At 69.4% G+C, this 11,616-nt stretch carries 10 protein-coding genes and 1 pseudogene; 3 read left to right on the plus strand and 8 right to left on the minus strand.

Annotated elements, in window-relative coordinates; genetic code table 11:
* A partial coding sequence (cbiE, locus tag V7E05_RS12090) for a precorrin-6y C5,15-methyltransferase (decarboxylating) subunit CbiE (RefSeq protein ID WP_333619900.1) occupies positions 1-1,027 on the minus strand: 1,027 nt, incomplete at its 3' end.
* Positions 1,024-1,857, minus strand: coding sequence for an SDR family NAD(P)-dependent oxidoreductase (locus tag V7E05_RS12095; RefSeq protein ID WP_333619901.1), 834 nt, complete (start codon positions 1,855-1,857; stop codon positions 1,024-1,026). The genes V7E05_RS12095 and cbiE, both read right to left, overlap by 4 nt.
* Before the next feature lie 81 nt (positions 1,858-1,938).
* On the opposite strand from V7E05_RS12095, the gene V7E05_RS12100 reads away from it, so the two are divergent.
* Positions 1,939-2,361: a TIGR03618 family F420-dependent PPOX class oxidoreductase gene (locus tag V7E05_RS12100; RefSeq protein WP_333619902.1), complete on the plus strand. Its 423-nt coding sequence runs from the start codon at positions 1,939-1,941 to the stop codon at positions 2,359-2,361.
* Positions 2,362-2,397: 36 nt separating this feature from the next.
* Here the strand turns inward: V7E05_RS12100 and V7E05_RS12105 are convergent, their stop codons facing one another.
* Positions 2,398-3,531: a M24 family metallopeptidase gene (locus tag V7E05_RS12105; protein ID WP_333619903.1), complete on the minus strand. Its 1,134-nt coding sequence runs from the start codon at positions 3,529-3,531 to the stop codon at positions 2,398-2,400.
* A 47-nt stretch (positions 3,532-3,578) separates the two neighbouring features.
* Here V7E05_RS12105 and V7E05_RS12110 point away from each other — a divergent pair, with 47 nt between their 5' ends.
* Complete coding sequence (locus V7E05_RS12110) at positions 3,579-4,559, plus strand: 5'-3' exonuclease (RefSeq protein WP_333619904.1); 981 nt, start codon at positions 3,579-3,581, stop codon at positions 4,557-4,559.
* 46 nt (positions 4,560-4,605) lie between these two features.
* Here the strand turns inward: V7E05_RS12110 and V7E05_RS12115 are convergent, their stop codons facing one another.
* Positions 4,606-5,238, minus strand: a complete 633-nt coding sequence (locus V7E05_RS12115; protein WP_333619905.1) for a Type 1 glutamine amidotransferase-like domain-containing protein — start codon at positions 5,236-5,238, stop codon at positions 4,606-4,608.
* A gap of 134 nt (positions 5,239-5,372) precedes the next feature.
* Here V7E05_RS12115 and V7E05_RS12120 point away from each other — a divergent pair, with 134 nt between their 5' ends.
* Positions 5,373-6,107, plus strand: coding sequence for a dihydrofolate reductase family protein (locus V7E05_RS12120; protein WP_333619906.1), 735 nt, complete (start codon positions 5,373-5,375; stop codon positions 6,105-6,107).
* Here V7E05_RS12120 and V7E05_RS12125 read toward each other — a convergent pair.
* The 4 genes and pseudogenes from V7E05_RS12125 to V7E05_RS12140 form a co-directional block, all read right to left on the minus strand.
* Complete coding sequence (locus V7E05_RS12125) at positions 6,104-8,881, minus strand: DEAD/DEAH box helicase (protein ID WP_333619907.1); 2,778 nt, start codon at positions 8,879-8,881, stop codon at positions 6,104-6,106. The genes V7E05_RS12120 and V7E05_RS12125 overlap by 4 nt on opposite strands.
* 82 nt (positions 8,882-8,963) lie before the next feature.
* Positions 8,964-10,250, minus strand: a complete 1,287-nt coding sequence (gene tatC / locus V7E05_RS12130; protein WP_333619908.1) for a twin-arginine translocase subunit TatC — start codon at positions 10,248-10,250, stop codon at positions 8,964-8,966.
* 105 nt (positions 10,251-10,355) lie between these two features.
* On the minus strand, positions 10,356-10,928 hold the full coding sequence (tatA, locus tag V7E05_RS12135) for a Sec-independent protein translocase subunit TatA (RefSeq protein ID WP_333619909.1): 573 nt from the start codon (positions 10,926-10,928) through the stop codon (positions 10,356-10,358).
* 323 nt (positions 10,929-11,251) lie between these two features.
* Positions 11,252-11,616: pseudogene (locus V7E05_RS12140) on the minus strand (WYL domain-containing protein); the annotation flags it as partial.

The following is an 11,616-nucleotide window of genomic DNA, read 5'->3' on the forward strand; positions in this document are numbered from 1 at the left end:
CGGAGTCGATAAGGCTCGGCGGCATCCAGTCGCGGACCTCTAGGGAACGACCGCCGACCCCGAGCGCCGCAGCGTTGCGCTCGATTCGCGCCCGCCGCTCCGGGTCGATCTCGAAGCACACGGACCTGGCGCCGGGCGCCGCGCGCATCCACTCGATCGAGATGCTCCCCGATCCCCCGCCGACGTCCCAGAGGAGCGCCCCCGGGAAGGGCCGGAGAAGGCCCATGACGACGGACCGCGGGATCCGCTTGGTGATCTGCCCGTCATGCTCGAAGACCTCGTCCGCAAGTCCCGGCGCCCGCGAGGATTGCCCGCCGGCGAGCCCGGGCCACGGCAGCGTGGGCATTTCGATCGCGAGCATCACGAGGTCGGACCAGGCTCCCGTCGTGTTTCGCGCGAGGTCCGCAGCCGGAGCCGACCTGACGACGCCGCCGTCCGGCGTCAGATCGGAGAGAATGTGCACCGTTGCCTTTCCCGCGCCGTGCGTGTCGAGGAGACGCGCAATCGCTCCGGGACCGGAGGCGTCCTCGCAGTAGACAAAGATCCGGGCGCCGGGGTGAAGGTGCGGCAGGAGGATCTCCACCGGCTTTGTGAGGAGATTGATCGTGGGGACCTCGGCGAGCGGCCAGCCGAGCCGGGATGCGGCGAGCGAGGCGGCCGAGGGTGCGGGGATGCTCACGAGTTCGGCGTCGATGTCCGAGTTCGTGATCATCCGCGCGATCGTCGCGCCGATACCGTGGAACATCGGATCGCCGCTCGCGAGGAAGACCTCGCCGCTCCCCGCAGCACTCTCTATGGCGCGCACGAGTGCGGGGATGAGTGGCCGCGGTAATTCGATGCGCGGTACAGAGGCGACCTCCCGGTCGCCCTCGAGCAGGGCGAGCTGCCGCGGGCTCCCGTGGATCGCGGGGGCGGAGCGGAGGGCCTCAAGCGCGCGGGCCGAGAGTCCGGATACTCCGTCGGCGCCGATGCCCACGACCGTCACCCGCCTGCTGCGCGCGGGCGCCGACCGTGTGGAGACAATCATCGCGGCAACCTTCGCCAGATGGCGTCCGGCACGAACGGGGCGACCGAAAACATCACGCGGAGCTGCCACGGGATCCATAGCTGGGTCCCCTTCCCCGCGCGGATGCGGTCCACGACGGCGTCGGCGACCTGCGCTGGCGTCGAGGAGAATGGCGCGGGGTCCATGCCTTTGGTCATCCGGCCGATGACGAATCCCGGCCGAGCGATCACGAGGTGCACCCCCGTGCCGTGGAGTGCGTGGCCGAGGCCGCTCGCGAATCCGTCGAGCCCGGCCTTCGCGGATCCGTAGACGAAATTCGCGCGGCGCACGCGCACGCCGGCGACCGAAGAGAACGCGACGAGCGTGCCGCGCGCGTTTTCGGGCCCGTAGCCGGGTCGGGGCGTCCGGCGCTTCATCCGCGCGGAGAGATCGATGAGCAGCGAGGCCTGCGCGGTGAAATCGGTATGGAGGACCGACGCCGCGAAGGCGGGGTCGGTCTCGGCTCGGTCCTGATCCCCGAGGATTCCGAACGCGAGCACCGCGGTCTCGATGGGACCGGCATCCCGCTCGATTCGGTCGAGCGTCTCGCGCTGCGAATCGAGGGAATCGGCATCGAATTCGAGACACAGCACACGGGCGGCGCCGGCCGCCTCGACGGAGGCGCGGGCTTCCGCCATGGGTCCGGGCCGGGCTGCGAGCACGACGGTCGCTCCGGGGGCCAGCCGCTCGGCGATGGCGAGGCCGATCTCGCTGCGCCCACCGAACACGGCGACCACGGGACCGCCTGTGTCCGAACCCGCGGTGCCGGATTCCGAATCGCCTGTGACGTGAGTGCCGGGTGTGAACGTCATGCGTCTATCCTCGCACGTCGGCATCCGTCATGGGCAGGGGCTCGGCTCGCCCGGCTCTATGCCGTGTGCCAGGGTGGACGCATGGCCTCCCCCTCCGCGCTCTCGGCGCAGGCGCACGAATTCCTCGAAGAACGCCACCTCGGCACGCTCACCACGCAGCGCCGCGACGGCTCCCCGCACGTCACGGCCGCTGGATTCACCTTCGATCCGGTGGACGGGACCGCGCGCGTGATCTGCTCGGCACGCTCGCAAAAGGCGGCCAATGCGCGCCGTGGGGGTCGCGCCGTCGTGGCACAGGTCGAGGGGAGGTTGTGGCTCTCGCTCGAAGGACCGGTTCGCCTGTTGACGTCGGAGGGCGAAGTCCGCAGGGCCGAGCGCCTCTACGCCGCCCGCTACAAGAACCCGCGCCCGAACCCGTTGCGCGTGGTCGTCGAGATCCGCGTGGACCGGGTGCTCGGCGCCGCCTCGCTCCTCCGTGCCGGCGACGACAGGGCGGGCGCCTAGCAGCGAAGACCCGGCCGATCGCTACCGGGTACTGCGCTAGCCGAGGACCCTGAGCCCGCGCGGAGCGTTATTGAGTTCCCGGATGCCGTCGGCCGTGACAACGACGATGTCCTCGAGCCGCGCTCCCCATTCGCCCCGGGCGTAGATCCCGGGCTCGATGGAGAACGCCATGCCCTCGGCGAGGACCGTGTCCGAATTTGCGGAGATGTACGGGCTCTCGTGGACGGAGAGGCCGATGCCGTGTCCGGTGCGGTGGACGAAACGCTCCCCGATCCCGGCGCTGGCGAGGTGCTCGCGTGCCGCGGCGTCTATATCCCTGGCCTTGGCACCCGGGCGGACTGCTGCGCGAGCCCTCGCCTGCGCCTCCTCGAGCACGGCGTACTCCGCAGCGACAGCGGCGGAAGGTTCGCCCATCGAATAGGTGCGGGTGGAATCGGAGTTGAATCCGCTGGGAATCGGCCCGCCGATGTCGACGACCACGATGTCCCCAGCCTCGATCACGCGGTCGGAGACGTCGTGGTGTGGATCGGCGCCATTCTGGCCGGAGCCGACGATGATGAAATCGGCGTGGGTGTGCCCCTCCTCGCGGATCGCCGCGTCGATGTCCGCGGCGACCTCGGCCTCTGTGCGCCCCACGCGGAGGAACTCGCCCATGCGCCGGTGGACGCGGTCGATTGCAGCGCCAGCGGCGGCGAGCTCGTCGATTTCCTCGGCGGTCTTAACCTCTCGGATCCCGTCGATCACCGGCGCGAGCCGGTGGATCTGGTGGCCGAGAGTGTCCTGGAGGGGGACGACGTGCCGTGCCGGGGCGTCGTCGCTCACGAGGAGATGATCGGTGTCCTCGCGGTCCCCGAGAGCGGCGACGGTGAGGCCGATGGGATCCTCGCCGTCTTGCCAGGTGGAGACTTCGGCGCCGGCATCGGCCGCCATCGCGCGGACGGAGGCGGTGGCCTCGAGATCGGGGATCACCAGCGTCGGGGTCCCCTCGGCGGGAACGACCAGCGCCGTCAACCGCTCGTGGCTGTGGAGGGGCGCGCCGAGCAGATAGAAGAGGTCGGCCCCGGGGAAGGCGATACCGGCCTTCGCCTCGGCCGCGCGCAGCGCCTCGGCGAGGCGGGCGACGCGATAAGGGCCGGCGGCGGACGTGTCGTGCGAGACTTGGTGAGTCATTCCCCCAGCCTAACCCCGCCCCCGTGCGGGACGGAGAGGAGCGGACCGTGAGCGGTTCGAGCAACGTCGACGCGCAGGATTCGGGCGAGCACGTGGACTGCGGGCTCATGGGCCTCGACACGGCGGGCCTCTACTTCCGTGCATTTCATGCCGTGCCCGACAAGATCACCGATCCCTCGGGCGCTCCCATCAACGCCGTACGCGGCTTCTGCGATATGACGGCGGAGTTCCTCCGCGAGTACAGGCCGTCCGGGCTGGTGGCGGCGCGGGACGAGAATTGGCGTCCCCGCTGGCGCGTCGACCTCGTCCCGGAATACAAGGCGGCACGGGTGGGCGAAGACGGTGCGGAGGATGCGCCCGAGGCGCTCCACGCCCAGGTTCCGCTCGTGTGGGAGCTCCTCGATGCGCTCGGCGTTCCCGTCGGCGCGATTGCCGACGGCGAGGCCGACGACGTCCTCGCCGCGCTCCCCATAGCGGGCGCCGAAGTCGGCACGGGGCAGACGGTGATTGTCACCGGCGACCGGGATCTCCTCCAGATCGCGCGCTCCGACCGCCGCGTCCTCTACATCGGCGCGGGGATGAAGAAGCGGAAGCTCTACGGACCCGCCGACGTCGCCGAGCGGATCGGTATCCCCGCGGGCGAGGACGCGCGGCTCTACGCGGACTACGCGGTGCTCGTGGGCGACGCCTCCGACGGTCTTCCCGGCGTCGCGGGCATCGGGGCCAAGGGAGCTGCGAAGCTCGTGACCGAACACGGGGACGTCGAGGGAATCCTTGCGGCCGCGGCCGACGAGTCGGTGGCGATGCCGGCGCGGCAGCGGACCAATCTTCTCTATTCGGCCGAGTACGTGCGCGCGGCGAAGCAGATCGTCGCGCTCGGCGCGCGGGACGCGGAGCCGGAGCTCGTCGGGGCGGCCGATGGTTCGTTGGGACCGGTCGACTCGGCCGCGCTCGAACGACTCATCGAACGTACGGGGCAGGAGCGCGCGATCGGGAATCTCGTCGAGGCGCTCGAGCCGCTGCGGTAGCTCCTCCCGCCACGGGATCCCGGGTCGCGTCGGGGCCGTCGATTCGCTACGCGGAGTCGATGACGCGAAACGTGCCGCCAGACGCGAGCAGCGCGGCGTCGTCGTCGAGGAACAACAGTGGGAAGCGCTCGCCGTATACGGCGGCGATGCGCTCGAAGAGCTCGGGCGGATACGGCGGGAGCTTTCCGTCCGCATGCGGGACCACGACGTGCGGGACCAGGGCCAGTCCGGAGAAGTCCGCTAGCCCTGGGGCGACCGAGGGGTCGTCGAGCAGGACGATGGGATCGAGCGCGCTGCCCACGACCACCGAACCCGCGCTGAGCCCGATGTATGGAAGCCCCTCGCGCACGGCGCGGACGAGGGCGTCTCCCGAGCCATTGCCGCGGAGGGCGTCGAGGAGTGCGAAGGAGTTGCCACCGGCGACGTAGACCACGTCCACGTCTGCGAGGGTCCGAGCGAACTCGTCGCCGTCGGCGGCATCGCGGGCGAGAACCCGCGTGGCCTCGAATCCAAGCTCGGTGAGCCTGTCGAGCTGCCACTGCCCCTCCGGGTCGATGTCCTCGGCAGCCGCGGCATCCCAGACGAATCCGAGGCGGAGCTGTTCCGGCGCGCGTCCTGCAGCGCCCTCGACGAAATCGGTCACGGCGCCGAGGCCCAGCGAGGTGAGCAACATCTTCATGCCCGCGATGGTATGTCGGACCGTCTCGGTAGCGTCGGCGACGAGCGCCCGGAACCGGGGCTACGCACGCGTCAAGGTTCTAGGCGTTGCCGGTAAGCGGTCGAGCAACTGGCGGGATCGGCGAGGAGTAGACAATGGCACACGCAGGCTTCGGCGAATCGGATGGCGCCGCAGAGTCTCCATCCAGGAATGGCACGGTCTTCTACGACACGGCCACCACTCTCGATGGGTACCTCGCCGACGAGCAGAACTCGCTCTCTTGGCTCTTCGAAGTGCCCACCGACGGTCTCCCCGGTACCGGCGAAGGCGCCGGAAGCGAGGCCGAGGCGGAGGACCCTTGGGCGCATAGCCCCGTGGGGCGAGCCGACGTCGTGGTGTCCGGTTCGACGACCTACGAGTGGGTTCTCGCGGAGGAGCAGGTCCGCAGGAACCCCGAGAAATGGGCGGAATTCTTCGGGGACCGTCCCTACTACGTGTTCAGCAGCCGAGATCTGTGGACGCCTCCCGGCCACGACGTGCGCGTGGTCCGCGGCGGCGTTGCCAAGAATCTCCCCGGCATCCTGTCGGAGGCGGCGGGAAGGTCGACCGGTCCGGGCGGCTCCGGAGTCGCCGGCGGGAGCGTGTGGCTCGTGGGTGGCGGAGATCTCGTCGGGCAGTTCTTCGACTCTCGCGCGCTCGACAGGGTCGAGGTCTCGGTGGCACCGGCCACGCTGGGCGCCGGGGCGCCACTGCTCCCCCGCCGCATCGGCTCCGCCCAGCTCACGCTCGACAAGGTCGAGAGGCAGGGGAAATTCGCCCGCCTCGAGTACGCGGTCGCCTATCCGGAGGGGAAGGATCCCTCGGCGAGCGGCGAACGTCGGCCAGGCTAGGTGATCTTCTCGTCCACGACGCCTCGGCGGATCTGGTCGATGGCGCGCCTCGCCTCGCGTGCAGTCGGCTCATCGGAGACCTTCGCGACCTGGATGAGCCCGTCGAGGACCAGCCGTGCGGAGCGGACGAAGTCTCCGGCGGTGAGGTCGAGCCCCTCCTGCCAACTCGCGGCGAGGATGTCGGAGAGGGAGCCGCCGGAGACCCAATGGTGGATCACCGGGGCCATGGCGAGGTCGATATCGCTGCTCACGGGCAGGCTGCGCTTGCGCTCGGCAGCGCCGATTCGCTCGGCGGCGGACTCGGTGGCCTCCAGCGCCGTGCGGAGGCGCTCGGCCTCCGGAGGGCGCACGGTGTGCTGCCGCCGGCCGTGGGCGACGATCGCGGCGACACACGCCGCGAGCTCGGCCGCGTCGAGCCCGGACCACGCGCCGCGGCGAACGCACTCGGCAATGAGCAACTCCTGTTCCGAATGGACCCTCGCCAGCATCTCCCCTTCTTCGGTGGCGACGATCCCGCCCACGGGACCCTGCGTGAGGTAGCCGAATTCGCGGAGAAGATTGACGATCCGGCGAAAGCGCCGAGAGAGCGAGAACTGATCCGATTCGATCCGCCGCTCGAGTTGCTCGACCTTTTCCGCTGTCTCGCGCCACGAATGCCACGCCTTCGCCCAGGACTCGAGGCCCGCAGCGCCATGGAGCGGATGTGCGTACAGCACCGCGCGCGCCGAAGAGATGCGCGGGTCCCGTGGCTGCTTCTTCTGCTTGCGCAGCTTCTTCGCCCGCGTCCGCGCCTTCGGCGCGAGACGGTCCATCTGCCCGATGAGCCGCTTCCGGTTCCCACCCGTCGCAGCGCGCCGCCCCGGCGGGAGGACGAGTTTGCCGACGGTGACGGGCGGGAGATGGAAATCCCGGACGTCGAGCCACTTGGTGTGCCCGGTGTCGAGGAGGCACAGCACCCGCGCCGAGCTCGGGGAATCGCTCTTCACGGCGAGGACCGTGCCGAGGAACGCGAGCCTCTTGCGGTCGATGAGCAGGACATCGCCCGGCTCCGTCCGTGCGAGGCCGGCAGCGATGGATGCGTCGGCCTTTTCCCGCTCCTTGCGCTTGTGCTCGCGTTCGAGCTCGGTGAGCTTCCGGCGCAGCGACATGTATTCCTCGAGCTGCTCCGGCGGTCCGAGGGCATCGAGTTGCTTGCGCTTGTTCGCGGCCTGCCGCTGCGCGTTCTCGAGCGCCGATGCCTCTGCCACGGCGTTGCGGTCGATCTGGAACTGGGCGAAGCTCCGCCCGACGAGCGCCTCCGCCTCCGTCTCGCCGATGGTCGAGACGAGGTTGACCGCCATCGAATAGTCCGGGGCGAACGCGCTGCGGAGCGGGAAGGTGGGCGAATTGGCGAGGTTGACGAGTAAGTGGTGGTCGAGCTCGTTGTCGTCGATGGTGACGGCGGTGCCCAGGATATCTATGCCGCGGCGCCCGGCACGGCCCGTGATCTGCGAGTACTGCGCCGCCGTGAGGGGGACGTGCCCTTCGCCGTCATACTTGGTGAGCTTTTCCATGACGACCGCACGAGCCGGCATATGGATCCCGAGCGCGAGGGTCTCGGTGGCGAAGACGACCTTGATGAGCCCCTGGGAGAACAGCTCCTCGACGATGGTGCGGAAGAGCGGGAGCATGCCCGCGTGGTGTGCGGCGATGCCCGCGACGAGCGAGGCGCGGAAGCTCGCGAAGTCGAGAGCGTTGAGGTCGGCTGCAGGGACCTCGCGCACGGACTCGTCGGCGAATGCACCGATGTCGCGTGCCTCCGTCTTCGACGTGAGGCACAGCCGGCTTCGGCGCATCTGCTCGACCGCTCCGTCGCACCCCGCGCGGGAGAAGATGAAGTAGATGGCGGGGAGCAGGTCCTCGTCGTCGAGGGCCTCGATGGTCTCCTGGCGCTTGGCCCACAGGGGACGGCCCTTACCCGCCACCCGGCGGTCGTGGTATCCGTCTGAGCCGCCGCGCTCCGATCGGTAGATGGACTCCGAGACCGGGACGAGCTCGCCGTCGCGCAGGAGCATGTGGCGTAGAGGCACGGGGCGGACGTCGCTCGTGATCACCTCGGTCTCGCCGCGCACGCTCGAGAGCCACTCCCCGAGTTCGCCGGCGTTCGACACCGTCGCCGAGAGACCGAGGAGCTGGACGCGTGTGGCCAGGGTGAGGATGATCTCCTCCCACACCACGCCGCGAGAACGGTCGCCGAGGTAGTGGATCTCGTCCATGACGACGCACGACAGGCGCTCGAGGACGGGCGCCTCGGCGTAGATCATGTTCCGGAGCACCTCGGTGGTCATGACGATGACGTCGGCGTCCGGGTTGATCGAATGATCGCCGGTGAGCAGTCCGACGGAGTCGGCGCCGAAACGGGCCCGGAACTGGCGGTACTTCTGATTGCTCAGCGCCTTGATCGGGGTGGTGTACACGCAGATTCCGCCCCGCGACAGTGCCCGGTGCGCGGCATACTCGCCGATGAGGGTCTTGCCCGATCCCGTCGGCGCGGAGACGAGGACGTTCTTTTCGTCGTCGAGCGCGTCGAATGCGGCCTGCTGGAAGGTATCGGGCCGCACGTTCGAGGCCGCGAGGAACGAGGCGAGCAAGGGACGGACCGGAGCATCGGTGGCTGTGGCGCCGTTCTTCGCTCCGCCTGCAGCCACGCCAGCTTCTCCGCTTGGCGCGGGCAGGTTCTCTCCGCACTGGGCTTGCTGCGATTCTCCGTGCTTCCGGCCGGTCTGGGAGCTCATGTGCGTGCCTATCCGTCCGCGGCTCTTCGCGTGCTGCTGCGGAGACGATCGGACATAGAGAGCTTGCGGGGCCTCGGAGGCCCTACAGGACGTCGTCGTAGTTGCTCGGGGGCAGCGACCCGCCCCCGCCCTGGGGGGAGCCGCCGGCGCTCGGCGGAGGGAGCGGTGCGGAGCCGCCGACACCGAGGCCCTGGCCTGTCTGTTGGCCCGGGTACTGATTCGGGTACTGGCTCGGCGCTTGCGCCTGCCCTAGCCCGCTCGTACCCATGTGATCGGAGGCCACCGAGATCGATGTGCCGCCCGGAGTGGGGCTGCCCGACACGGGCCCGGAGCTTCCGATCCCGGTGGTCCCGCCCAACGCCGAGGACGGCCCGATGGCGGTGGCGGAGTCGATCGAGGACGCTTCTGTGTCGTCGAGGTTTTCCCATTCGGCGGCCTTCCTCCCCCTCCGCTTGTCGTTGATGCGCGCGAACTGGGTAGCCACCTCGACGAGGAAGCAGACGGCGACGGCGAGCGCGAGCATCGAGAACGGGTCCGAGCCCGGGGAGATGACGGCGGCGAGGGCGAAGATCGCGACGATGATCCCGCGGCGCGACTTCTTGAGGTGCTCGTACCGGAGGATCCCCACGACATTGAGCATGGCGATGAGAAGGGGGATCTCGAAACTCACGCCGAAGATGAGCAGGAGGTAGATGACGAAGTTGAAGTACTCGCTGCCCGAGAGCGCTGTGACCTGCACGTCGTTGCCGACGGAGAGCAGGAAGGACAGCGCATGTGCGACCACGATGTACGCGGTGACCGCGCCGATGACGAAGAGCAGCGCGGCGAGGATGGTAAAGACCCTGCCGTAGGCACGCTCCTTCTTGTGCAGTCCCGGGACGATGAACGCCCAGATCTGATAGAGCCACACCGGGCACGAGAGCACGGCGCCCGCGGTGATCGACACCTTGAGGCGGAGCATGAACTGCTCGAAGGGACCGGTGGCGAGGAGGCGGCACTCGCCGGAATTGTCGAAGTTGGCCCTGGCCGATTCAGGGAGGGAGCAGTACGGCCCCGTGAGGATGTGGCCGAGGGAGCCGATCGGCCCGACCGAGTACTGGTACCAGGCGAAGCCGAGGATCGAGCCGAGCACGAGCGCGCCCACGGCGATGAGCAGACGGCGGCGGAACTCGTAGACGTGCTCCATGATCGGCATGGCGCCGTCCGCGGGCTTTTTCTTGCGCCGCCTCTTTTTCTCGTTCTTCTCGCCGGTGCTGCCGCCGTGCGGCGCCTGGTGTTGCTGTCCTTGCTGCTGCCCCGGCGCACCCTGGGGAACCGGGCCGGTCGCTCCGTTCGCCGGACCGACGGGCATGACCCCGGTGTCGCTCATCGCTCCCCTATCGTTCCTATGTGTCGCCCAGTCGGGCGTCCAGCCCGGCCGCCGCAGCCTTGGACTGGACGGACGGGCGACGCCGCGGCGACCGCGCGGAAAGTGCTACTGGTTCTGCCCGCTCGGGTAGCCGTGCCGGCCGCCCTGCTGCGGATCCTGCAGGGGCGCCTGCGGCTGGGCGTAGCCATCCTGGGGAGCGCCTGCTGCTGTGTTGTTGGGCTGCTGCGCATAGCCCTGCTGGCTGTATCCCGGCTGCGGCGCCTGGGCGGGCTGCTGGAACTGGCCGGGCTGCGGCGAGTAACCCTGCTGGCCATATGCCTGCTGCGGCGCCTGGCCGGGCTGCGGCGCGTAACCCTGCTGGCCGTACCCTTGCTGCGGAGCCTGGGCGGGCTGCTGGAAATTCTGCTGCGCGGGGGCCTGCTGTGCGTACCCCTGCTGCGGCGCCTGCGGCTGTGCGTACTGCTGGAACTGCTGGTTCGCCGGATCCTGCTGCACGTTGGGCGGGAGCGCCTGCTGCTCGCTCTCCTTGCCGTCGTTGTGCATTTCCTTGACCTCGGACTTGAAAATGCGCATCGAGCGACCGAGCCCGCGGGCTGCATCGGGGAGCTTCCTCGAGCCGAAGAGGAGGAGCACGACCACGATGAGGATGATCCAGTGCCAGGGCTGTATGGCTCCCATGGGGAATACCTTCCGTTTCTTTCCGTTTCAATGCGCCATAGTACCCGCCGGAGCCCGGGTCGCCGGGCAGCGTGAGCGGCGGATTCGGCCCGCAGTCCTCGCCCGCCGGGTTGTGCCGGGGGCGGAGCGGATCGCGTCACAGTGAAGCTCGTTCAAGAGTAAGAACGTGGCAAGCCGGTGGTCAATCCGATTCAGTGACCGCACAGCGGATTCCACGTGAACTTCCGGGGAAGTGCAAGACAGAGCCGGTCCTCTGCGGCGCCCAGGGGCACCGCCCCCACCGCTAGTCCGGTCGCCCCTCACGTGGCGCGGCAGACCTCGGTTCAGCTCCTCTTCGAGTAGCGCGCAAGCGCGGACTCCGCCTCGTCGGCGACGCCTCGCAGGGCGTCCTCGTCGAGCGGCCGCAGGTGCGCGGCGTTGCCGAGGAGGAAGCGCCGAAGCCACGAGTCCTTGTAGTAGTCGATCGTCACCTCGGCGGAACCGTCCGCTCTCCAGTCGATCTCCCGGAATGGGAACGTGCCGGTGAACCACGCCGAGGCCGCGGGGATCTCGGCGCGGATTGAGCGCGTGGGCTTCTCGTCCTCGCCGACCTCAGGCTCGGGCCCGACCTCGCGTGCCGGGCCGAAGTCCTCGACCTCGGCGATGCGGTCGGTGCGGAAGGTGCGCCAATCGCCGGACTCCCGGTCGA

Source organism: Dietzia sp., assembly GCF_036741115.1.
Taxonomy (GTDB): domain Bacteria; phylum Actinomycetota; class Actinomycetes; order Mycobacteriales; family Mycobacteriaceae; genus Dietzia.

Excerpts from the sequence above, each read along its gene's own strand:
- V7E05_RS12095 (WP_333619901.1), bottom strand. The coding sequence starts at position 1,857 with ATGACGTTCACACCCGGCACTCACGTCACAGGCGATTCGGAATCCGGC.
- V7E05_RS12100 (WP_333619902.1), top strand. The coding sequence starts at position 1,939 with ATGGCCTCCCCCTCCGCGCTCTCGGCGCAGGCGCACGAATTCCTCGAA.
- V7E05_RS12105 (WP_333619903.1), bottom strand. The coding sequence starts at position 3,531 with ATGACTCACCAAGTCTCGCACGACACGTCCGCCGCCGGCCCTTATCGC.
- V7E05_RS12115 (WP_333619905.1), bottom strand. The coding sequence starts at position 5,238 with ATGAAGATGTTGCTCACCTCGCTGGGCCTCGGCGCCGTGACCGATTTC.
- V7E05_RS12120 (WP_333619906.1), top strand. The coding sequence starts at position 5,373 with ATGGCACACGCAGGCTTCGGCGAATCGGATGGCGCCGCAGAGTCTCCA.
- V7E05_RS12125 (WP_333619907.1), bottom strand. The coding sequence starts at position 8,881 with ATGAGCTCCCAGACCGGCCGGAAGCACGGAGAATCGCAGCAAGCCCAG.
- tatC (WP_333619908.1), bottom strand. The coding sequence starts at position 10,250 with ATGAGCGACACCGGGGTCATGCCCGTCGGTCCGGCGAACGGAGCGACC.
- tatA (WP_333619909.1), bottom strand. The coding sequence starts at position 10,928 with ATGGGAGCCATACAGCCCTGGCACTGGATCATCCTCATCGTGGTCGTG.